Annotated in this window: 19 protein-coding genes; 7 read left to right on the top strand and 12 right to left on the bottom strand. The window is 72.5% G+C overall.

Annotated elements, in window-relative coordinates; genetic code table 11:
- The first annotated feature begins 45 nt into the window (after positions 1 to 45).
- Complete coding sequence (locus tag ACFY0P_RS34475) at positions 46 to 645, top strand: flavin reductase family protein (RefSeq protein WP_388922172.1); 600 nt, start codon at positions 46 to 48, stop codon at positions 643 to 645.
- Positions 646 to 1,018: 373 nt separating this feature from the next.
- On the opposite strand, the gene ACFY0P_RS34470 is transcribed toward ACFY0P_RS34475, so the two are convergent.
- Entirely contained in the window at positions 1,019 to 2,353 is a 1,335-nt protein-coding gene (locus ACFY0P_RS34470; RefSeq protein ID WP_388922169.1) for an MFS transporter, read from the bottom strand.
- Between the two features lie 71 nt (positions 2,354 to 2,424).
- On the opposite strand from ACFY0P_RS34470, the gene ACFY0P_RS34465 reads away from it, so the two are divergent.
- The gene (locus ACFY0P_RS34465; protein ID WP_388922166.1) at positions 2,425 to 3,462 is read left to right on the top strand and encodes a GlxA family transcriptional regulator; all 1,038 of its coding nucleotides are present in this window, start codon (positions 2,425 to 2,427) and stop codon (positions 3,460 to 3,462) included.
- On the opposite strand, the gene ACFY0P_RS34460 is transcribed toward ACFY0P_RS34465, so the two are convergent.
- From ACFY0P_RS34460 to ACFY0P_RS34445, 4 genes are all read right to left on the bottom strand, one after another.
- The gene (locus tag ACFY0P_RS34460) at positions 3,352 to 4,617 is read right to left on the bottom strand and encodes an MFS transporter (RefSeq protein WP_388922163.1); all 1,266 of its coding nucleotides are present in this window, start codon (positions 4,615 to 4,617) and stop codon (positions 3,352 to 3,354) included. The genes ACFY0P_RS34465 and ACFY0P_RS34460 overlap by 111 nt on opposite strands.
- A 94-nt stretch (positions 4,618 to 4,711) precedes the next feature.
- Complete coding sequence (locus tag ACFY0P_RS34455; protein ID WP_388922160.1) at positions 4,712 to 5,761, bottom strand: Zn-dependent alcohol dehydrogenase; 1,050 nt, start codon at positions 5,759 to 5,761, stop codon at positions 4,712 to 4,714.
- Complete coding sequence (locus ACFY0P_RS34450) at positions 5,761 to 6,915, bottom strand: acyl-CoA dehydrogenase family protein (RefSeq protein WP_388922157.1); 1,155 nt, start codon at positions 6,913 to 6,915, stop codon at positions 5,761 to 5,763. Before ACFY0P_RS34450 ends, ACFY0P_RS34455 begins: the two co-directional genes overlap by 1 nt.
- A gap of 567 nt (positions 6,916 to 7,482) precedes the next feature.
- A complete protein-coding gene (locus tag ACFY0P_RS34445; RefSeq protein WP_388922154.1) occupies positions 7,483 to 8,397 on the bottom strand; it encodes an SDR family NAD(P)-dependent oxidoreductase in 915 nt (304 codons plus the stop codon).
- 86 nt (positions 8,398 to 8,483) lie between these two features.
- Between ACFY0P_RS34445 and ACFY0P_RS34440 the strand changes: the two genes are divergently transcribed.
- Complete coding sequence (locus ACFY0P_RS34440; protein WP_388922151.1) at positions 8,484 to 9,419, top strand: cyclase family protein; 936 nt, start codon at positions 8,484 to 8,486, stop codon at positions 9,417 to 9,419.
- 318 nt (positions 9,420 to 9,737) lie between these two features.
- Here the strand turns inward: ACFY0P_RS34440 and ACFY0P_RS34435 are convergent, their stop codons facing one another.
- The 3 genes from ACFY0P_RS34435 to ACFY0P_RS34425 form a co-directional block, all read right to left on the bottom strand.
- Positions 9,738 to 10,214, bottom strand: a complete 477-nt coding sequence (locus tag ACFY0P_RS34435; RefSeq protein WP_388922472.1) for an ATP-binding protein — start codon at positions 10,212 to 10,214, stop codon at positions 9,738 to 9,740.
- A gap of 553 nt (positions 10,215 to 10,767) precedes the next feature.
- Entirely contained in the window at positions 10,768 to 11,640 is an 873-nt protein-coding gene (locus tag ACFY0P_RS34430; protein ID WP_388922148.1) for an acyl-CoA dehydrogenase family protein, read from the bottom strand.
- A gap of 6 nt (positions 11,641 to 11,646) precedes the next feature.
- Positions 11,647 to 12,777, bottom strand: a complete 1,131-nt coding sequence (locus tag ACFY0P_RS34425) for an acyl-CoA dehydrogenase family protein (protein WP_388922145.1) — start codon at positions 12,775 to 12,777, stop codon at positions 11,647 to 11,649.
- 143 nt (positions 12,778 to 12,920) lie between these two features.
- On the opposite strand from ACFY0P_RS34425, the gene ACFY0P_RS34420 reads away from it, so the two are divergent.
- Entirely contained in the window at positions 12,921 to 14,537 is a 1,617-nt protein-coding gene (locus ACFY0P_RS34420) for a class I adenylate-forming enzyme family protein (protein ID WP_388922143.1), read from the top strand.
- Here ACFY0P_RS34420 and ACFY0P_RS34415 read toward each other — a convergent pair.
- Positions 14,521 to 15,033: an EF-hand domain-containing protein gene (locus tag ACFY0P_RS34415; RefSeq protein WP_388922140.1), complete on the bottom strand. Its 513-nt coding sequence runs from the start codon at positions 15,031 to 15,033 to the stop codon at positions 14,521 to 14,523. The two genes, ACFY0P_RS34420 and ACFY0P_RS34415, sit on opposite strands and share 17 nt — an antisense overlap.
- Before the next feature lie 166 nt (positions 15,034 to 15,199).
- Positions 15,200 to 15,574, bottom strand: coding sequence for an STAS domain-containing protein (locus ACFY0P_RS34410; protein WP_388922137.1), 375 nt, complete (start codon positions 15,572 to 15,574; stop codon positions 15,200 to 15,202).
- A 377-nt stretch (positions 15,575 to 15,951) separates the two neighbouring features.
- On the opposite strand from ACFY0P_RS34410, the gene ACFY0P_RS34405 reads away from it, so the two are divergent.
- Both ACFY0P_RS34405 and ACFY0P_RS34400 read left to right on the top strand, forming a co-directional pair.
- Positions 15,952 to 16,533 (top strand): sigma-70 family RNA polymerase sigma factor, encoded by a 582-nt coding sequence (locus ACFY0P_RS34405; RefSeq protein WP_388922134.1) that lies wholly within the window; start codon positions 15,952 to 15,954, stop codon positions 16,531 to 16,533.
- Positions 16,530 to 17,810 (top strand): maleylpyruvate isomerase N-terminal domain-containing protein, encoded by a 1,281-nt coding sequence (locus tag ACFY0P_RS34400; RefSeq protein WP_388922131.1) that lies wholly within the window; start codon positions 16,530 to 16,532, stop codon positions 17,808 to 17,810. The genes ACFY0P_RS34405 and ACFY0P_RS34400 overlap by 4 nt, the downstream gene beginning before the upstream one ends.
- Positions 17,811 to 18,035: 225 nt before the next feature.
- Here the strand turns inward: ACFY0P_RS34400 and purU are convergent, their stop codons facing one another.
- Positions 18,036 to 18,920, bottom strand: a complete 885-nt coding sequence (purU, locus tag ACFY0P_RS34395) for a formyltetrahydrofolate deformylase (protein WP_388922128.1) — start codon at positions 18,918 to 18,920, stop codon at positions 18,036 to 18,038.
- Between the two features lie 63 nt (positions 18,921 to 18,983).
- Complete coding sequence (locus ACFY0P_RS34390) at positions 18,984 to 19,430, bottom strand: hypothetical protein (protein WP_388922125.1); 447 nt, start codon at positions 19,428 to 19,430, stop codon at positions 18,984 to 18,986.
- Positions 19,431 to 19,602: 172 nt separating this feature from the next.
- On the opposite strand from ACFY0P_RS34390, the gene ACFY0P_RS34385 reads away from it, so the two are divergent.
- Complete coding sequence (locus tag ACFY0P_RS34385) at positions 19,603 to 20,919, top strand: ABC transporter substrate-binding protein (protein ID WP_388922123.1); 1,317 nt, start codon at positions 19,603 to 19,605, stop codon at positions 20,917 to 20,919.
- Positions 20,920 to 20,948: the final 29 nt, after the last annotated feature.

Here is a 20,948-nt window from a genome sequence, read left to right as displayed (position 1 = left end):
CTGCCCCTTCCCATCTGACGATCCGTCACTTTCAATGAAGAGGTGATGGGACACGCAGGGGCGGCCGCGGCCGCCGTCCGTTATCTGAGGTCGGTCCCCGCGGCGGGGCCCGTGGAGGCGCTGCCGCGCCCGGAGTTGCGGTGCGTGCGCGCGGACGAGCGGGCGTCGGTCGACCAGACGGAGTTCCGGCGCGTGCTCGGCACCTTCGCGACCGGGGTGACCGTGATCACCGCACCGGCCGCCGAGGGCGAGCCCGCCCCGGCCGGTTTCGCCTGCCAGTCCTTCTCCTCCCTCTCCCTCGACCCGCCCCTGGTCTGCTTCATGGTCGGCCGTACGTCGGCCACCTGGCCGCGCATCGCCCGCGCCGGCGTCTTCTGCGTCAACGTCCTCGGCGCGGGCCAGGGCGAGCTGTGCCGCGCCTTCGCGGTGAGCGGCGCGGACAAGTTCGCCGGGGTCACGTACGACGCGGCCCCGGTATCCGGCTCCCCCCGGCTGACCGACGCGGCCGCCTGGATCGACTGCACGGTCCACGCGGTCCACACCGGCGGCGACCACCTGATCGTGGTCGGCCGGGTGACCGCACTGGGCACGGGCGAGACCTCGGACCGGGCGCCCCTGCTCTTCCACAAAGGGCGCTTCCTGTGACCGATCGAGCACCCTTGCGCGGCCTGCCTCTTTTCGGAGCTGCGGGACGCCACGACATCACTCCCTCGGCGGACAGGCCGAGGCGGGCGAGGTGTCCGGTGTGGCGGCGGCCAAGAGGCTCCTCCCCCGCTTTCGCGTGAGCGGCGGGTCGAGGGCCGACGCCGGACGGTGCGTACCTCGCCCACGTTCGCCGCTCCCTGCGCGTACGACCGCGAGTAAAGAACCGCCAGGGAAACGAACTCCTCGTCCCTGCTGAGCAGTTCAGCCAGTCCGCGGACCGTCGGAGTGACCGGACGCCGGTTCTGAACCGTTTGCCGGTACCACGGTCCCTGGACGAGCTGTACGGCCGGTCCGTGCCGACGGAGTTCCTGCCCTAAGCCGCCGGCACCGGCCGGTTCAGGGCACCCGGTCCCCCCACCGCGGTCACCGGCCGCCGCCGGATCAGCAGGGCCATCAGGGCCGCCGCCGCGCACAGGGTGCCGGAGGCGTACCAGACCATGTCGTAGCTGCCGAAGACGTCGCGGGCGACGCCGCCGAGCCAGGCGACGAGGGCCGCGCCGACCTGGTGGGAGGCGAGGACCCAGCCGAAGACGATGGCGCTGTCGTCGCCGTACCGCTCCCGGCACAGGGCCAGGGTGGGCGGGACGGTGGCGACCCAGTCGAGGCCGTAGAAGATGATGAAGAAGATCATCGAGGGGTGGAGCGACGGTCCGAGGAGCATCGGCAGGAAGAGCAGCGAGATGCCGCGCAGGGCGTAGTAGACGGCGAGCAGGCGGCGCGGTTCGAAGCGGTCGGTGAACCAGCCGGAGGCGATCGTGCCGACGACGTCGAAGACGCCGATGACCGCGAGCAGCGAGGCCGCCGTCGTGACGGGCAGGCCGTGGTCGTGGGCCGCGGGCACGAAGTGGGTCTGGACCAGGCCGTTGGTGGAGGCCCCGCAGATCGCGAAGGTACCGGCGAGCAGCCAGAAGGGCCCGGTGCGCACGGCGGAGAACAGCACGCTGAGGGTCCTGCGCGCCGCCCCGGTGACCGGTGCCGGCTTCGGCACGAACTCGGTCGCGCCGTACGGCTTCTGGTCCACGTCGGCCGGGTGGTCGCGCAGCAGCAGCCACACGAAGGGGACGACCGCGAGGGCGGCGAGGGAGACGGTGACGGCGGCCGGGCGCCAGTCGTGCGTCTCGACCATCCAGGACAGCAGCGGCAGGAAGATCAGCTGTCCTGAGGCGGAGGCGGCGGTGAGGATGCCGCTGACCAGGCCGCGCCGGGTGGTGAACCAGCGGTTGGTGACCGTGGCGGCGAAGGCGAGCGCCATCGAGCCGGACCCGAGGCCGACCAGCAGGCCCCAGCAGAGAAGCAGCTGCCAGGCCGCCGTCATCCACACGGTCAGGCCCGAGCCCAGCGCGATGACGGTCAGGGCGACGGCCACCACGCGCCGTATGCCGAACCGGTCCATCAGCGCGGCCGCGAAGGGCGCGGTGAGCCCGTACAGCGCGAGGTTGACGGAGACGGCCGCGCCGATGGTGCCGCGCGACCAGCCGAACTCCTGGTTCAGCGGGTCGATGAGCAGGCCGGGCAGGGAGCGGAAGGCGGCCGCACCGATGATCGTGACGAAGGTGACGGCGGCGACGAACCAGGCGCGGTGGATGCGCGGCGATCGGGTCGGCTTCGCGTCCTGGAGGGCTGCTGCGGCTTCGCTTGTCTGGGTCACGCCATAAAGCTTCGGCCGCCGGGATCACTCCATCGAGTGGCCCGGAGGACAGTATTCGCTAGGATCGGGCCATGAGCAGTGACCCCGGCTTCCGTCCGCACCGCGTCGTCGTCCTCGCCCTCGACGGCCTGCTCCCCTTCGAGCTGGGCATCCCGCACCGCATCTTCGGCCGCCCGAAGGACGCGCGGGGCCGGCATCTGTACGAGGTGGTGACCTGCTCGATCCGGCCGCCGGGCCCGGTCGAGACCGACGCCGACTTCGCGATCCATGTGCCGCACGGCCCGGAGGCGCTGGCCACCGCCGACACGGTGATCGTCCCCGCGTCGTACGAACTGGGCCCGGTCTTCGAGCAGGGCGTCCTCACCCCCGAGCTGGCCGCCGCCCTGGCCCGGATCCGCCCCGGCACCCGGCTCGCCTCCATCTGCACCGGTGTCTACGTCCTGGCCGCAGCCGGCTACCTGGACGGCCGCCCGGCGACCACGCACTGGGCCGAGGCGGACCACCTCCAGAAGCTGTTCCCGCAGCTGAAGGTGGACGCGGACGTGCTGTTCATCGACGACGGTGACGTGCTGACCTCGGCCGGGGTGGCCGCCGGCATCGACCTGTGCCTGCACATGGTCCGCCGCGACCACGGCACGGCCGTCGCCAACGAGGTGGCCCGCCGCACGGTCGTCCCGCCGCACCGGGACGGCGGCCAGGCCCAGTACATCCACCGGCCGCTCCCCGACCCCCAGGTCGCCACCACCACCGCGGCCCGCGCCTGGGCCCTCGGCCGCCTCCACGAGCCCATCCAGCTGCGCGACATGGCCGAGCAGGAGGCCATGTCGGTACGGACCTTCACGCGCCGCTTCCGCGAGGAGACCGGCGTCAGCCCCGGCCAGTGGCTCACCCAGCAGCGCGTCGAACGCGCCCGCCACCTCCTGGAGTCCACCGACCGCTCCGTCGACCAGGTGGCCCGCGACGCCGGCTTCGGCACCGCCCAGTCGATGCGCCAGCACCTACAGGCGGCGCTCGGCGTCACCCCGACCGCCTATCGCCGCACCTTCCGCACCTTCCGCCCCGGCACGAATTCGACCGGCAGCCCCGGCGTCGTCGGCGCCCCGGGCTGACCTCCCGGCCCGCCACACCTCGCCCCACCAGCCGAGCCCGCTCAGCACCAGGGTCACCCCGACCCCGGCCAGCACGGCCGTGGACGGCGCCACCACCCGCAGCAGCGCCCCGGCGAGGGAGCCGGTCGCCGCGTAACCGGCACCCGCGGCCGCGTACATGACGGAGTAGCCGGCGGCCAGGGCACTCGGCGGGAGGACCTCGCGCAGCGACAGGTTGCGGGTGAGCATCGCGGCCGACTGGAGCATGCCGCCCACCACCAGCACGGCCGCGATCCCGACCGTGTGCGGTACCAGAGCCGCGAGCGTCACGCACACCGCCATGGAGGTCATCAGAAGGACGCTGTGGTCGCGCAGCCGTCCCGGCCAGGCGCGCAGGCCGTGCAGGAACGCGCCGAGCCCGCCGCCCACCGCCATCCCGGTCAGCAGCGGCCCCGACCAGCCGACGTCGATCCCGCGCTGTTCGAGCAGGGCGGGCAGTACGAGCTCGGACAGCCCGAGCAGGGTCAGGCTGGCCGCGCCCGTGATGTACACCGGCCAGGCGCCGGCCAGGACGCGCACGAGGGGCACGGCCTGCCGCCCGGGCGGGCCCCAGGCCGCCGGCAGGAGCCACAGTCCGGCCACCGACGCGGCCATGAGGGCGGCGGCGAGCCGCAGCGGGACGGCGGGGGCGACGCCCAGGGCCAGACCGGCCACCGCGGCCGGGGAGACGGCCCACACGGCGGCCATCAGTATCGACTCGACGGACAGCGCCTGCGCCGCCGCCCGCTCCGGGACCAGCGTGGTGAGCAGGGTGCGCAGGGCCCCGGTGGCCGCGGCAGGCGCGGCGCCGGCGACGCCCGCGAGGACGGCGAGGACGGCCGGGGGCGCGTCCGGGAAACCGCCGAGGCCCGCGAATCCGGCGGCCCCGACCGCGAGTCCGGCCGTCAGCTGCGCACGGGCCCGCTCGGGACGCAGCCGCATCCCGAGCACCGGGGCACCCGCGATCTCGCCGATCGCATAGGCGGCCGCGAGCAGCGCGCCCAGCGAGTAGCCGCCGGGCCGCTCGCGCACCAGGAACACCAGCGCCAACGGCGCCATGGCGACCGGCATCCGGGCCCCCAGGGCGGTACCGGCCCAGGTCAGGACGTGCTTTGACGCGACGTCGCGGTAGGTCATGGGACGACGGTAGGAGACGGCACCGACAACGACGAGAGGTTTTCCCGGGGCTGTGGACAACTCGGATCGCTGTGGACGACCCGCCCTGCGCCCCTCAGAACGTGAGCACCCCCCGGGCCACCCGCCCCGCCTCCGCGTCGGCCCGGGCCTTCTCGAAGTCCTCCACCGGGTACGTCTCGGTCACCAACTCGTCCAGCAGCAGGCTCCCTTGGCGGTACAGCCCGGCGTAGAGCGCGATGTCGTGCTGCGGCCGCGAGGAGCCGTACCGGCAGCCCAGGATGGACTTGTCGAGGAACATGGAGGCGACGGCGAAGGACGCCTCGGCGGTGGGGGCGGGCATGCCGAGGAGAACGGCCTGGCCGTGCCGGTCGAGGAGGTCGACGGCCTGCCGGACCAGTTCGACCCGGCCGACGCACTCGAATGCGTGGTCCACCCCGGTCGGCAGCAGGTCCCTCACTCCCTCCGTCGAGGTCAGGAAGTCGGTCGCCCCGAACTGCCGGGCCGCCTCCTCCTTCGCCGGGTTGGCGTCCACGGCCACGATCCGCAGCGCGCCCGCGATCCGCGCGCCCTGGATGACGTTGAGACCGATCCCACCGGTGCCGATGACCAGTACGGTGTCGCCGCGGTCGACGCGGGCGCGGTTCAGCACCGCGCCCACACCGGTCAGCACCCCGCATCCGATCAGGGCGGCCGACGTCAGGGGGATGTCCGCCGGGATCCGTACCGCCTGCACGGCCTTGACGACCGTCCGTTCCGCGAAGGCCGAGTTGCACGCGAACTGGTACACGGACCGGCCGCCGCGCGTGAACGGCTGCTGCGGGCGCCCTATGGCCTTGCGGCACATGGTGGGCCGGCCCCGGTCGCAGTCTGCGCAGGCACCGCAGTTGGCGAGCGTGGACAGGGCGACATGGTCTCCCGGTGCCACATGGGTGACGCCCACACCGACCGCCTCCACCACACCCGCACCCTCATGCCCGAGCACCACAGGAACGGGGAAGGGTATGGTCCCGTCCACCACCGACAGATCGCTGTGGCACAGCCCCGCCGCGGCCACGGCGACCAGCACCTCCCCGGGCCCCGGCTCCCGCACATCCAGATCGTCGACGACCTGCACCTGCTTGCCGTCGAACACGACCCCACGCATCACGACTCGACCCCCTTCGGTTCCCTCGGCAGACCGAGCACCCGCTCGGCGATGATGGTGCGCTGGACCTGGTCCGAGCCGCCGTAGATGGTGTCGGCCCGGGAGAAGAGGAACAGGTGCTGGGCGGCGTCCAGTTCGTACGGCGCGGCGGCCGACCAGCCGACCGGGCCGACGCTCGCGGACGCGCCCCGCACCAGCACGGCGAGCTCACCGAGCCGCTGGTGCCAGCGGCCCCACAGCAGCTTGGCCACACTGGGCGCGCCGGGTTCCGCTGCCGAACTCCCCAACGTCCGCAGGGCGTTCCACCTCATCACCCGCAACTCGGCCCACTGCCGCACCAGCCGCTCCCGTACGACGGGATCGTCGACGGCCCCGTTCGCCACGGCGTCCCGCACCACCCGCCCCAACTCCGCGGCGAACCCGATCTGCTGGGCGAGCGTGGACACCCCGCGCTCGAAGCCGAGCAGGCTCATCGCGACGCGCCACCCGTTGCCCTCGCCGCCGACGACGTGCTCCGCGCGCGCGTGCGCCCCGTCGAAGAAGACCTCGTTGAAGTCGCTGGTGCCGGTCATCTGCCGGATGGGGCGGACCTCGACGCGGCCCGGCTGGTCCATGGGCACGAGCAGGAAGCTCAGCCCGTGGTGCCGCCGCGAGCCCGCCTCGGTCCGCGCCAGCACGAAACACCAGTCGGCCTCGTGGGCGAGCGAGGTCCAGATCTTCTGCCCGGAGACGCGGTACCCGCCACCCTCCCGCACGGCCACGGTCCGCACACCGGCCAGATCGGACCCGGCGCCGGGCTCGCTGTACCCCTGGCACCAGAGCTCTTCCCCGGCCGCGACGGCCGGCAGAAAGCGCGCCTTCTGCTCATCGCTGCCATGCGCGATGAGCGTCGGAGCGAGCAGATTCTCCCCGATGTGCCCGGACCGCGGCGGCGCGGCCGACCGCGCGTACTCCTCGGCCCAGGCGACCTGCTGGGTGAGCGTGGCGGTCCGGTTCCCGTACCCGCCCTCCGCCCACCCGAGCCCGATCCACCCGGCACCCCCGAGGGTGCGCTCCCAACTACGCCGGTCCACTCCGGATGTGGCATGCACGCCGAGCCAGGTCCGGACTTCACTGCGAAACACCTCGTCCTCCGGCGCTGCGCCGAAATCCACGGTGACCTCCAGAGATGCGTCGGGGTTCAAGGCCGTACGAAAACCGCCGGCCACCGCCGTGACAGCTGATCACCGTTGCGGCGGAGAAGAGCAGGGGGCCGACAGGGGAGCAGGCAAGGTGGGCGAGTGATCGGCCGAGGAGTGGGACCGGTGGTGAGTGAGCTGACGGAGGCGGACGGCTGCCGAACCGAGCGACGCGTAGTGAAAGGCTTCGACCCCTCGGAGATTCGGCGAACGGGACCTCTGAACGCCGGCAGGCGCACCCCCCAGGGGCGCGGGGAACTGCGCGAGCAACCACGAGGGCGCCGCACCCGCCCACACACCGCAACCCACAACGGCGAGCGCCCCGCCAGGGGCGCGGGGAACTGCGCGAGCAACCACGAGGGCGCCGCACCTGCCCACGCGCCACCCCCCCAACCGAGCCTCCGAACACCGACCACCGCAATCCCCTCAGGGGCGCGGGGAACTGCGCGAGCAACCACGAGGGCGCCGCACCCGCCCGCACACCGCAACCCACAACGGCGGGCGGGTGCCCGACCCACCCCCTCATGTGCCCGGCCCACTCCCTCATGTGTTCGGCCGCTCCCCCGCCCGCGCGGCGGCCTCCATCGCCGCCAGCCGCGCCAGCATCGGCATCGGATCCACCCCCACACTCCCCGGCAGCGCCTGTGCGATCCGTTCCGGTGTCCAGGAGCCCCCGTCGGCGTACGCGGCCCGCAACTCCCTCGGCTGGGCCCACACCGCGATCTTCGGCCCGGCCACCGTGTAGACCTGCCCGGTGACCCCCGCGTCCCGCGCCGCGTCCGACAGCAGGTAGACCACGAACGCGGCCACGTCCTCCGGCTCGCCGATCTCCGTCAGTTCCATCGGCACGCCCGCCGACATCCGGGTCCGGGCCACCGGCGCCACCGCGTTCGCGGTCACCCCGTACTTGTGCAGCCCCAGCGCCGCGCTCCGCACCAGCGAGATGATCCCGCCCTTGGCCGCGCTGTAGTTGGCCTGCGAGACCGAGCCCTGGTGGTTGCCGCTGGTGAAGCCGATCAGCGTGCCGGCGCGTTGCTTCCGCATCACCGCGGACGCCGCCCGGAACACCGTGAACGTGCCCTTGAGGTGGGTGGCGACCACCGGGTCCCACTCCTCCTCGGCCATGTTGAACAGCATCCGCTCGCGCAGGATCCCCGCCACGCACACGACCCCGTCGAGCCGGCCGTACGACGACAGCGCCGCGTCCACGACCCGCTGCCCGCCCGCCATCGTGGAGATGTCGTCGGCGACCGCTACCGCGTCCCCGCCGGCCGCCTCGATCTCCTTGACGACGGCCTCGGCGACCTCGCTGGTGGGCGAGGCGCCGTCGACCGCGACGCCGTAGTCGTTGACGACGACCTTCGCCCCCTCGGCCGCCGCCGCCAGCGCCACCGCCCGTCCGATGCCGCGCCCCGCACCGGTCACGGCGACGACCTTGCCTGCCAAGAAGTTCCCCACGCCCGGCCCCTTCCCGCGGTTTCTGACGGACCGTTAGATTTTATGGCGCGTCGGATGTGCGGACACAAGCCCCGGGGAGGACCCAGATGTCAGTGCCGTCACCTCATCCCGCGTTCCACGACATCGCCAAGCGCGTCAACAACTGGGGGCGCTGGGGCGCCGACGACGAGATCGGCACGCTGAACCTGATCACCGACGAGGTGGTGCGGGAGGCGGCGGCGACCGTCAGGACCGGGCGGCGCGTGCCGCTCGCCCTGCCGCTCCAGCAGGACGGCGTGCAGACCGGGATGATCCCCGGCCGGGTCAACCCGCTGCACGCCATGGTGCAGATAAACCAGGAGCTCTTCGGCCCCGGGACGGTCGCGTGCAGCGACGACGCCGTGACCATGGGGCTGCAGGCCGGCACCCACTGGGACGCGCTCACCCACGTCTCGCACTCGGGGAAGCTCTACAACGGCCGTCCGGCGCACACCGTCACGGCGCACGGCGGTGCCGAGTTCAGCGGGATCGACAAGGCGCGGCACATCGTCTCGCGCGGGGTGCTGCTCGACGTGGCACGCGCGCGTGGCGTGGACCGGCTGGCGGGCGGCCACGCGGTCACCCCGGAAGACCTCGACGCGGCGGAGGAGTTCGCCGGGACGACCGTCCGCGGCGGCGACGTCGTCCTCGTACGGACCGGGCAGGTGCAGGTGTACCTCGCCGGGGACAAGCACGGGTACGGCTATCCGTCGCCGGGCCTCTCGGTGCACACCCCGGAGTGGTTCCACGCGCGCGATGTGGCCGCCGTCGCGAACGACACCCTCACGTTCGAGATCTTCCCGCCCGAGATCGAGGACCTGTGGCTGCCCGTGCACGCCCTGGACCTGGTCGAGATGGGGATGCTGCAGGGGCAGAACTGGAATCTCGAAGAGTTGTCCACAGCCTGTGGAGAAACCGGCCGGTACACGTTCCTGCTGTCGGCGATGCCCGAGCCGTTCGTCGGGGCGACGGGCACTCCGGTCGCCCCCGTGGCGATCCTCTGAACGGCGTCTCGCTGGAAGCCGGTGTCACGCCCGAGGGGGCGTGACACCGACCCTCCCCCATTCCCCCCTGAATCCGGACGGCTGCGCGCACCGGCCCGCCCCGAGCCCGGTCCCGCACGCCGCCGTCCGGCTCGACCCACACTCGACGAGGGCGCCCGTCACCCAGACCCTCGTCGTCCCCTCGCGGCGAATCGCAGACCTCAAGCGTGAGCAAACGGTCACAAGGCGTCAACACCCGTACGGGGTTTTACGACTTATGCCCCGGTTCACCATGGGCGCGCACGGATGCAAACCCCGGCGCACATCCGCACACCGGGATCACACCGCCTCGAAGGCCAGCCCTTCGTACGAGGCCAGCCCGCCCCCGTACGCCACCGCCGCACCCTGCCGGGTTTCCGAACAGCGGTCGAGTTCGCACCAGATGCGCTTGCCGCCGCCCTCGGGGCTCCAGCCCCAGCGGTCGGCGAGCCCGTCGACGAGGGCGAGACCCCGGCCACCGGTCGCGTCGCCGTCGGCGCACCGCGGCACGGGCGCGCGGTCGCTGGCGTCGGCGACCTCCAGCCGTACGGTGACCGACTCGTCGCCGCCCCCGCGGTCCGCGCCCGGCAGCGAGAGCCGCAGCACGGCGGGACAGCCGGTGTGCACCACGGCGTTGGTGACCAGCTCGGAGACGAGCAGGATCAGCGTCTCGGCCAGCGGCTCGTCCGCCGCTATACCGGACCCGGCGAGGCGCGAGCGGGCCCACCTTCTGGCCCGCCCCACCTCCGTGGGGTCGGGCCGGATCTCCAGCTGCACTTGAAGCACCTGCACCGCTCACACCATCCGAACCGGCGGACACATGAACCCGCGCCGACTGGGCGCCACGACGAGGGCCGCGACGACAAGGACGACGAGGGCCACGATCGTAGCCATTTTCTGCATGGCCAGAACAACGGCCAGAGCAAGGGTCACGGAACGTGATTCCCTTACGAGACAGCATGGTTGACGTACAGTCACCCCAACAAGCGCTTCGGGCATATTCCAGCGCGAAGGAGTACGCCTACGGCATACTGTGCGACGCTCGCGGCGGGGAGTCGAACAGGCGGGGGCCCAGGCCCTGACCGCCCTGCGAGCGGCGGTGCGCACCATGATCGGCGGGGCCGCTTCGACGGCACCGCCGGCATGGCTCGTCCTCGGAACCACTCGCATCCCACAGAAGGTACCCGAGGGGACAGTCGACTCCAGTCCGTGACGAGTCACGCGTTGGACACAACCCTGTATCAACGCTCCGTGATTCCGGTATGCCACAATCCGCGACATCAGGGTCGCCCGAACCCCTGATTCCGCAGGCCAGGGCCGTTTCGAACGCTCAGCCGAGCAACTCCGCGGCGAGCATTTCCTCACTCTCCGTATTCACTCCACCACGCTGCGCCCGTACCCATGTCCGTTTCAGATGCAGATGCACCTCCGACTCCCAGGTGAAGCCCATCCCGCCGTGCACCTGGAGGCAGTCCCGGGCGCCGCGTACGGCGGCCTCGTCGGCGAGCAGCCGGGCCGCGGCGATGTCCACGGGGTCTGCAGTGACGGCGGCGGCATAGACGGCAGCCCGCGCGGTCTCGGCGCGCACCAGCATGTCGGCGCACAGGTGCTTGACCGCCTGGAACGCCCCGACGGGCCGACCGAACTGCACGCGTGTGCGGGCGTGTTGCACGGCCAGCTCGCACGCGCGCGTGGCCGTGCCGAGCTGCTCGGCGGCGGTGAGGAGCACGGCGACCGGATCGGGCGGCCCGGAGACCGGTCCGGGGACCCGGTGCAGGGGCGTCAACGGGTCCACCGAGCGCACCGGTACGGCCCCCGAGGCGTCCCCCGTCACCGCGTCCGCCCCGGCCAGCCACTCGACCAGGCCGCCGTCCACGCGGGCCACCACGGCCTCGCCGGTGGCCGCGCCGGGCACGTCGGCCGCCGCGAGGTGGGTGGCCACCAGCGGACCGGGCAGCAGCGCCCGCCCCGCCTCCTCGAACACCAACACGGCTTCGGGCAGGCCGAGTCCGACCCCGCCGTCGGCCTCGGGCAGCCGCAGCGCGAAGAACCCGGCGGCCCCCAGCTCCCGCCACAGGGCCCGGTCGAGACGCACCGGCCCGTCCGCCGCCGCCCGCAGCGCCTCGCCGTCGAACCGGCGCGCGAGCAGCTCCCGCATGCCCTCCCGCAACGCCTCCTGGTCACGGGTCAGTCGAAAGCGCACGTCCGCTCACCGCCCCTTCGGCAGCCCGAGGATCCGCTCGGCCACGATGTTCCGCTGGATCTGCGAGGTCCCGGCCGCGATGGTGTACGAGAGCGAGGAGAGCCGGTCGAGGACCCAGGGCCGGTCCAGGTCGAGCGCGTCGGGTCCGAGCACGGCGGCCGCCGCGTCGTACAGCTCCTGCCGCGCGTGCGAGTACCGCAGCTTGAAGACCGAGCCCCCGACGCCCGGCACGCCCCGGCCCTCCGCCTCGCTGACGTTCCACTGGGTGAGCCGCCACAGCGCCCGGAACTCGGCGTTCAGGCGGCCGAGGCGGCGGCGCAGTTCCAGGTCGTCCCAGGTGCCGTTCCCACGCGCCACGCGCGCGAGGTCGCCGAGGACCCGGCGGCAGGCGACGACCTCGCCGACGAAGGCGGTCCCGCGTTCGAAGGAGAGGGTCACCATGGTGACGCGCCAGCCGTCGTTCTCGGCGCCCACCCGGTTGGCCACGGGCACCCGCACCTCGTCGAGGAACACCTCGGCGAACTCGGCCGACCCGGCGAGCGTGCGCAGCGGCCGTACCGTGACGCCCGGCGCGTCCATGGGCATGGCCAGCCAGGTGATGCCCCGGTGCCTGGGTGCCTGGGCGTCCGTCCGCACCAGCAGCTCGCACCAGTCGGCGACCTCCGCGTGCGAGGTCCAGATCTTGGATCCGCTCACCACGTAGTGGTCGCCGTCGCGCCACGCGCGCGTGCGCAGCGCGGCCAGGTCGGAGCCGGCGTCCGGCTCACTGAAGCCCTGGCACCACACCTCGTCGCCGCGCAGGATCGGCGCCAGCCAGCGGGCCCGCTGCGCCTCGGTGCCCTCGGCGGCGATGGTGGGGCCCGCGTGCAGCAGGCCGACGAAGTTGGCGCCCACATAGGGCGCGCCGGCCTTCTCGGTCTCCTCGAGGAAGATCAGCCGGGTGGTCGGGGAGGCGTCCCAGTGGACGTCGGCGTACCCGGCGTCGTACAGCGTGCGCTGCCAGCCGAGGTCGTAGGCGCGACGGCCCGGCCAGTCCTCGGGCCTCGGCTTCGGCGGGAGGCCGGGCAGCACCTTGGTGAGCCACTCCCGCAGCCGCGCCCGGAAGTCCTCCTCCTCGGGCGTGTACGACAGGTCCACCGGCAGCCACCCCCACCGAACTGATGGTTCGTCAGAATTCGTCGGACATCGCAGGCTAGCCCCGCACCCCTGGACCGACAAGGCGCCAGGACCTACGATCTGACGACTCGTCAGCCAACGACGGAGCGAGCAGGGGGCCGGCCATGGACGCCACGAACGCCACCGCACACGATCCGAACGCCATCGCACACGAACTGGGCACCTCCCGCACGCTCTGGGACCTGGTCACCCGCCGTGCCGGGCTCACCCCCGACCGGCCGGTGTTCCTCCAGGGCGACCGCGTCCTCTCCTTCGGCGGGCTGCACGCGCGCGCCGAACGCGTCGCGGCCGGGCTGTACGGCATGGGCGTGCGCCCCGGAACGGTCGTCGCCTGGCAGCTGCCCACCCGGATCGAGACGGCCGTGCTGTCCTTCGCGCTGGCCAGGCTCGGCGCCGTGCAGTCACCCGTCATCCCCTTCTACCGGGACCGCGAGGTCGGCTTCGCGCTGCGCGAGTCCAGGGCCGAGTTCTTCGCCGTGCCCGGCGTGTGGCGCGGCTTCGACCACACCGAGATGGCGCGGCGGCTGGGCGCGAAGGGGATCTTCGAGGCGTACGACGGCGCCGGGCTGCCCGACGGCGATCCGGCCGTGCTGCCCGCGCCGCCCGCCGAGGGCACCTCCGTCCGGTGGATCTACTGGACGTCGGGAACCACCTCCGACCCCAAGGGCGTTCTGCATACGGACCGTTCGCTCATCGCGGGCGGTTCGTGCCTCGCGCACGCGCTGCGGCTCACGGCGGCGGACGTGGGCTCGATGGCGTTCCCGTACGCGCACATCGCCGGCCCCGACTACACGGTGATGCTGCTGCTGTACGGCTTCCCGGCGGTGCTGTTCGAGCAGTTCGCGCTGCCGGACGCGCTGCCGGAGTACCGCAGGCACGGGGTGACGGTGGCGGGCGGTTCGACGGCGTTCTACTCGATGTTCCTGGCCGAGCAGCGCAAACAGCCCGGGGTGCCGGTCATCCCCTCGCTGCGGCTGCTGGCCGGCGGCGGGGCGCCCAAGCCGCCGGAGGTGTACCACGCGGTGGTGCGCGAGATGGGGGTGCAGCTGACGCACGGGTACGGCATGACCGAGGTGCCGATGATCACGATGGGGGCGCCGGACGACACCGCGGAGAACCTGGCGACGACCGAGGGACGGCCGCCGGAGGGGATGGAGATACGGATCGCGGAGGGCGGCGAGGTGCGGTTGCGCGGGGAGGCGGTGTGCCAGGGGTACCTGGATCCGGCGCAGTCCGCCGCGGCCTTCGACGAGGACGGCTTCCTGCGCACCGGCGACCTGGGCCGGGTCACCGGGACCGGCCATCTCGTCCTCACCGGGCGGCTCAAGGACGTGATCATCCGCAAGGGCGAGAACATCTCGGCGAAGGAGATCGAGGACCTGCTCGCCGCGCATCCGGCGGTGGCCGACGCGGCGGTGGTCGGGCTGCCGGACGCGGAGCGCGGGGAACTGGTCTGCGCGGTGGTCGAGCAGCCACCGGGGGCCGCCGCGTTGACGCTCCCGGCGGTGGTGTCGTACCTGCGGGCGGAGGGGCTGTCGGTGCACAAGCTGCCGGAGCGGCTGGAGGTGGTGGCCGCCCTGCCGCGCAACGAGACGCTGCGCAAGGTGCTCAAGTACAAGCTGCGCGAGCGGTTCTCGGGGCCTCCCGCACCGGGGAGTGCCGTGGCAGGGCCTTCCACCCCGGAGAGCCCCGCTCCGGAGAGCGCTACTCCGGGATCGTGAAGTAGCGGGCGAACGCGGGGACGATCTCGGTCTCCGCCACGTTGCCGTCGCCGTCGGTGTCGAGGCCCGACGCGATCGCCTGCGCGAGTTCCGGGGCGACCCCGAGGACGCACAGCACGCGCGCGGTGTCGGCGACGGTCGCCGTGCCGGTGCCCGCGGTGTCCGCGAGGGCGAGGGCCGCGTGCAGGAAGGGGCGGGCGATCTCGCCGAACCGCTCGGGGTTGTCGTGCAGCCGCTTGACCGCGCCGCTCACGAACTCCTGGCGGGTGATGCGCTGGTCGCCGTCCCGGTCCGCCATGCCGGCCATGCCCTGCCAGAAGGCCTCCGCACCGGCGTACAGGGCCTGGCCCTTGTCGGAGCGGGCGGGAACGCCGAACTCGGCGAGCAGGGCCTTGGCCGCCGAGTTGAAGTCCTCGCGGTCGATCCAGCCGTTGCCGTCCTGGTCGAAGGTTGCGAACCGGGCGGCGATCCGTCGCTCGTACTCGGTGCTGACCATGTCTGTTCGGGCCGCCTTACTTGACGTGGGGGTTCATCTCGCTGGGAGCGTACGACGCGGCGGCGGCCGGAGAGCGGGAAAACGACGGTTGTGCCAAGACCGGGGGAATTCCGCGACAACAACGTGGCACTGTCGTAATAGTCGGCTATGGGGTCACGAGGCCTGGCTAAGCCGACAGCGGGTCCTCCTCGTCGGTGGTCGCGCTGTCGATGTCGGCGTACACGTCGAAGAGCCGTCGTACGCCGAGGGCGCCGAGAACCCGGTTGACGTGAGAACCGTCACTCGCGCCGTGGGCGGGCAGTATCAGCCGCAGCCGGCCCCGGCAGGAACGGATCAGGCGGCGGGCGGCGATGAGGACGCCTACCCCGCTGGAGTCGCAGAAGAACACGTCGGAGAGGTCGAGGACCAGGCTGTGGTGGCCCTCGGCGACCACGTCGTGCACCCGCTGGCGCAGCACCGGCGAGGTCACCAGGTCCAGTTCGCCCGACACCCCGAGCACGGCCCACTCACCCTGTTCGACGCCGGTCACCTTGAAAGCCACGGCTCAGCCCTCCGCTCGCCGGATCTCCGGAACCGCCCGGAAACGGAGCCAGTTCCTACGCTTCTTGTCGCGCGGCTGCCCACCGGCCGTTCCCCGAAACCCCGGACGACAAACGAACGTCGATCAGGAAGGGGCTTGTTTCGGTCACTGTCGATCCGGTTCGATCAGAAACAGAGGGTTCGGTAGCGACAGAGGGTTCGGCCGGACACGGCCGTCGCGCGGAGAAAGGCAGGGAGAAGCACCGGGAGCGCCTACTACCACCCGAGGTCCGTCAAGGGGCGCGCATTGCCATAAAGGGGCGTGCGTTGCCGGACGTGCCGACTACATTCGAGGTGACGGTGGAGACACGCTGGACACGGACACGGGGAGGGGGCCGCATGGCGAAGAAGGACGTACCGCCCCGCTGGGACCGCAAGATGCAGCAGCGGCTCGCACGCGGCGAGGCGGCCGCCCTCGGTGAGCTGTACGACCGCTTCGCCTCGCTCGTGCACGGGCTCGCCCATCGCGTCCTCGGGGACGAGCGGGCCGCCGACGGCATAACCCGCGAGGTCTTCGCCCAGGTCTGGGAGCACCCGGACGCCTACGATCCCCGGCAGGGGCCGTTGCGCTCGTGGCTCGCCGCGCTGACCCACCGGCTCGCCGTGCAGCGCCTCAGGGCCACCGAGACCGCCGCGCTCGCCCCGGGCGACAGCGGCTCCCCGCAGGCCGCGGAGGAGCTGGAGCACAAGGTGCGGCGGGCGTCCGTCGCGGCCCGCGCGGACTACATCGTGCACTCCATGCCGGCCCCGCTGCGCGCCGCCCTGGACCTCGCCTACTTCCAGCGCCGCGACTACCGGCAGACCGCGGTGGACCTCGGCGTCACCGAGGACGAGGCCCGCCGCCGGCTGCGCCTGGGCCTGCAACTGCTGTCCACCGCGCACGATGCCGGGGCGCCGCCCGGATACGGAGGTGGGCGGTGACCGGCGCCGAGTTCTCCGGGGCGCACGGCGGCACCGGCTCCGGGGACGGTGACGTGCCGCGCGAGAGCGGCGGCGACCTCGGCCGGCCGCCGCGCATACCCCTGCCCCGGGCCTCCGTCGAGGACGGCGGGCAGCCGCTGCCCGAGCCGGCCGGCCTGCCGCCCGTACCGCTGGAGCTGTCGCACGACGTCCTGAAGTCGCTGCTCGGCGCGTGGGCGCTGGCCGCGTGCTCGACGGCGGAGTCCCTCGCCGTCGAGGCCCACCTCGGCGACTGCGGGGCCTGCGCGGACGAGGCCCGGCGGCTGCGCGAGGCGGTCGGCCTGCTGCACCAGCCGGAGAGCCTGGACCTCGACCCCGGCCTGCGCACCCGGGTCCTGGAGGCCTGCCTGGACCGCCGGCCGGCCAGGATCCCGGTCCCCGCCTGGGCCGCCCCCTACGACGCGGAGACCGCCCGCCTGGACGCCCTGCTCCAGGACATCGGCGACGCGGAGTGGCACGCGCCGGTGCGGCTGCGCTGGTTCGACGGCGAGGCGGCGGCGACCCGCCGTACGACGGTCGCCGGAGTGATCGCGCATCTGCTGACCGTCGACGGGCTGGTGGCGACGGCACTGGGCCTCGGCGACCCCCTCGGGGAGACCCGGGTGACGGGCCCGGCCGCCCGTACCGAGGCGTTCTGGCAGGCCTCGCACTTCCCGCCGACGCGTGCGGTGCGGGTGCCCTGGCGGGAGCAGAGCCACCGGCTCGTGCAGACCGTCTCCTTCACCGGCGGCGGCGCCGGGCGCCTCGGGGTGTCGTACGGGGACTTCGAACTGCCGTTGCACGACGCGATGCTGGACCGCGCCTTCGAGTGCTGGGTGCACGCGGAGGACATCGCGGAGGCCGTGGACTATCCCTACGGGCCGCCGGCCCCCAAGCACCTGCACCGGATGATCGACCTCGCGGCCCGGATGCTGCCCGTCGCGCTGGCCGAGCGCCGCCGGGCGGGGCTGGCGTCGCCCGGCCAGGCCCCCCATCTGGTCCCCGCGGGACGGCCCGGCCGCAGCCTGCGGCTGGAGATCGAGGGCAACGGCGGCGGTGAGTGGCTGATCCCGCTGGACTCGCCGGGGGCGGTGGGCTCACCGGAGTTCGAGGTGGCGCACGTGGCGCTGGACGACGTGGAGTTCTGCAGGCTGGCCGCGGGCCACGTGCCGCCGGAGGACGCCGCCGCGGGGCAGCTCGGGGACCGGGCGGCGATCAGGGACGTCCTGTTCGCCGCCGCGAGCCTGAGCCGGATGTAGGAGCGTTCGCCCACGGGGTGGAGTGCTTTCCGTCGTACGGCGACTGCGGGTAGTCCGTGGCTGGTCGCGCAGTTCCCCGCGCCCCTGAAGGGGCGAACGGCAGCGCCCCTTTCTTTTGGGGGCGCGGGGAACTGCGCGAACGGCCCCCACGCGCCCGCAGTCGCCGTACGACGGAACCACCCCGCCCCTCGGGCGACGCCCAACCCCCCGCGCGGAAAAGTGCCCTCAGGCGAAGACGACCGTCCGTCGGCCGTTGAGCAGGATGCGGCGCTCCGCATGCCACTTCACCGCCCGCGCCAGCGCCTGGCACTCCACGTCGCGGCCGATCGCGACCAGCTGGTCGGGGGTGACGTCGTGGCCGACCCGTTCGACCTCCTGCTCGATGATCGGGCCCTCGTCCAGGTCGGCGGTGACGTAGTGCGCCGTCGCACCGATCAGCTTCACGCCCCGCGCATGCGCCTGGTGGTACGGCTTCGCGCCCTTGAAGCTCGGCAGGAACGAGTGGTGGATGTTGATGATCCGGCCGCTCAGCTGCTTGCACAGGTCGTCCGAGAGGACCTGCATGTAGCGGGCCAGCACCACCAGTTCGACGTTCTCCTCACGGACGAGGTCGAGCAGCCGGGCCTCGGCGTCGGCCTTCGTCTCCTTCGTCACCGGGATGTGGTGGAAGGGGATGTGGTACGAGTCCACCAGCTCCGCGAAGTCGGTGTGGTTGGAGACCACGGCCGCGATGTCCACCGGCAGGGCGCCGATGCGGGCGCGGAAGAGCAGGTCGTTCAGGCAGTGGCCGAACTTGCTGACCATGAGGACGATGCGCATCCGCTCGTCGGCCCGGTTGATCTGCCAGTCCATGTGGAAGGAGTCACCGATCGCCGTGAAGCTCGCCCGCAGCTTGTCGACCGTCACCGGCGCGTCGGCCGAGAAGTGCACGCGCATGAAGAACAGACCCGTGTCGTGGTCCCCGAACTGCTGACTGTCCTCGATGTTGCAGCCGGTCATGAACAGGTAGCTCGACACGGCGTGCACGATGCCCTTTTTGTCCGGGCAGGAGAGCGTGAGGACGTACTGGTCCGCCGGGGCGGCCTGGGCTCGGGTGCCTTGATCGGTCATGCGTCACAGAATCTCATGCCCCGCCCGCCCGGGCGGCCCCTGTCCGCACCGCGGACCGGCGGCTCAGGCGGCCCGCGTCATGATCCGCAGCACGTCGAGGCTGCGCGGCGGGACGTCCGGATCGTCGCCGTCGCTCGCCGCCAGGCGTATGTGCGCGTCCCGGGCCGCCCGGACCGCGTCCGGCCATCCCTGGTGCTCGAGGTAGGCGGAGACGTGCGCGTCCGGCCCCACCTGGTGCATGATCCGCAGCACCCGCAGCACGGCGGTGTCGACGAGCGCCGCCTCCTGCGAGTCGCGGAATATCGTCCCTACGTACTTCTCCGCGGACCAGTTGTCCAGCCAGGTGTCCTCGACCAGCCGGTAGACCGCGTCGGTCACGTCGCCGTACCCGTCCTGGCCGGCCAGCCAGACGTTCCGCTGGAAGTCCGGGTCGGAGAGCATGTGCAGCGCGGAGCGCACATTGCTGCGCCAGCGCCACCACGGCATGTCATTGAGTGGCATGCCGCCCATGGTGGAGGAGCGACGGCCGCGACGGGAAGAGTTCTCCGAACCTTGCACGGTCGTCGATCGTACGTTCCTCGTCCCAGGCCCTTGGCAGACCCCCCGTAATTCACCTGTACGTCACCCTTCGTTGACCGTAGGTCACTTCCGGGTTAGTGATGTGACGGAATCGTGCATGTCCATGACCGGCAGGCGCCCCACCCGCAGCACCATCATCGGCAGCATCCGCCCCGCGGCCCACCGGCGCGTCAGAGCCGCCGCTCTGTCCGCGGTGGCCATGGCCGCCTGTGCGTCACTCGCGGCCGGCTGCGGCGTCGTCCCAGGGCTTTCGGCCTCCACGGACGACTCGATCAAGGTGATGACCTGGGCGCCACAGGGAACCAGCGCCACCAACAAGCCCGGCATGCCCGCCATGGCCTCCGCCTACATCAAGTGGATCAACTCCCAGGGCGGCATCCACGGCCACAAGCTCAAGCTCCTCACCTGCAACGACCACAACACCAGCGTGGGCGCCGCGAGCTGCGCCCAGCGCGCGGTCGACCAGAACGTCGTCGCCGTGGTCGGCTCCTACAGCCAGTTCGGCGACTCCTACTTCGCCCCGCTGGAGGGCGCGGCCATCCCCTACATAGGCGGCTACGGGGCGTCGAACGACGAGTTCACCAGCCCCGTCTCCTACCCGGTCAACGGCGGCTCGCTCACCCTGCTCGCCGGACTCGGGGAGGCGCTGGCCGACTCCTGCGGCCCGGTCACCCTGGTCCGCCCCGACAGCATCGCCGGCGACCAGCTGCCCCAGCTGCTCGACTCGGGCCTGCAGGCGGGCGGCCACGCCAAGGCGATCGACCAGCTCGCGGCCGAGGACCTCACCGAGTACGACCAGCAGTCGCAGAAGGCGCTGGAGAGCGCCACCTCGGACTCCGGGAAGACCGGCTGCGTGGTCCCCGAGCTGGGTGACCGCACGGCCACCTTCATGGACAGCTTCCAGCGGGCCCGCCAGGGCCAACCGGCCGTGAAGACGGCCGCCGAGATCGGCAGCGTCGACCAGACGGTGATCAACTCCACCGGCGGCGCGGGCGGCCCGTACGAGGGGTCGTACATCACCGGCTGGTACCCCGTCGCCTCGGACTCGCGCTGGGACGAGATGAAGAAGGTCATCAGCAAGGAGGCCTTCGGCGACAACCGGATCGATCCGGCCGACGCCGGCGTGCAGACCACCTGGATCGCCTACCAGGTCCTCACCGCCGCACTGGAGAAGACCGGCGACGGCGAGATCAGCGCCGACAGTGTGCGGCGCACCCTCAACGGCGGCCTGAAGGTCTCCACCGGCGGCCTCACCCCGTCCCTGTCCTGGCCCTACCAGGGCAAGCTGGCCGCGGCCGGCTTCGCCCGGCTGGTCAACGCCGACGTGAACGTCCAGACGGTCAAGAGCGGCCTGCTGCAGTCGGCGAACAAGCAGGCCCTGGACATGACCAGGATCCTGGAGAACGCCGACCTCAGCTGACCCCCTCAGCTGACTCCCCCAGCCGGCCC

The organism is Streptomyces sp. NPDC001714 (genome assembly GCF_042892755.1).
GTDB lineage: Bacteria > Actinomycetota > Actinomycetes > Streptomycetales > Streptomycetaceae > Streptomyces.
Note: the sequence above shows the minus strand (reverse complement) of the source record. Positions and strands in the feature narration are given on the sequence as shown.

What these genes read in the sequence shown, in the direction of transcription:
- ACFY0P_RS34390 (WP_388922125.1), bottom strand. Translation starts at nt 19,430, where the DNA reads ATGGGCGGCATGCCACTCAATGACATGCCGTGGTGGCGCTGGCGCAGC.
- ACFY0P_RS34440 (WP_388922151.1), top strand. Translation starts at nt 8,484, where the DNA reads ATGTCAGTGCCGTCACCTCATCCCGCGTTCCACGACATCGCCAAGCGC.
- ACFY0P_RS34460 (WP_388922163.1), bottom strand. Translation starts at nt 4,617, where the DNA reads ATGACCTACCGCGACGTCGCGTCAAAGCACGTCCTGACCTGGGCCGGT.
- ACFY0P_RS34405 (WP_388922134.1), top strand. Translation starts at nt 15,952, where the DNA reads ATGGCGAAGAAGGACGTACCGCCCCGCTGGGACCGCAAGATGCAGCAG.
- ACFY0P_RS34385 (WP_388922123.1), top strand. Translation starts at nt 19,603, where the DNA reads ATGACCGGCAGGCGCCCCACCCGCAGCACCATCATCGGCAGCATCCGC.
- ACFY0P_RS34415 (WP_388922140.1), bottom strand. Translation starts at nt 15,033, where the DNA reads ATGGTCAGCACCGAGTACGAGCGACGGATCGCCGCCCGGTTCGCAACC.
- ACFY0P_RS34455 (WP_388922160.1), bottom strand. Translation starts at nt 5,761, where the DNA reads ATGCGTGGGGTCGTGTTCGACGGCAAGCAGGTGCAGGTCGTCGACGAT.
- ACFY0P_RS34420 (WP_388922143.1), top strand. Translation starts at nt 12,921, where the DNA reads ATGGACGCCACGAACGCCACCGCACACGATCCGAACGCCATCGCACAC.
- ACFY0P_RS34465 (WP_388922166.1), top strand. Translation starts at nt 2,425, where the DNA reads ATGAGCAGTGACCCCGGCTTCCGTCCGCACCGCGTCGTCGTCCTCGCC.
- purU (WP_388922128.1), bottom strand. Translation starts at nt 18,920, where the DNA reads ATGACCGATCAAGGCACCCGAGCCCAGGCCGCCCCGGCGGACCAGTAC.
- ACFY0P_RS34475 (WP_388922172.1), top strand. Translation starts at nt 46, where the DNA reads ATGGGACACGCAGGGGCGGCCGCGGCCGCCGTCCGTTATCTGAGGTCG.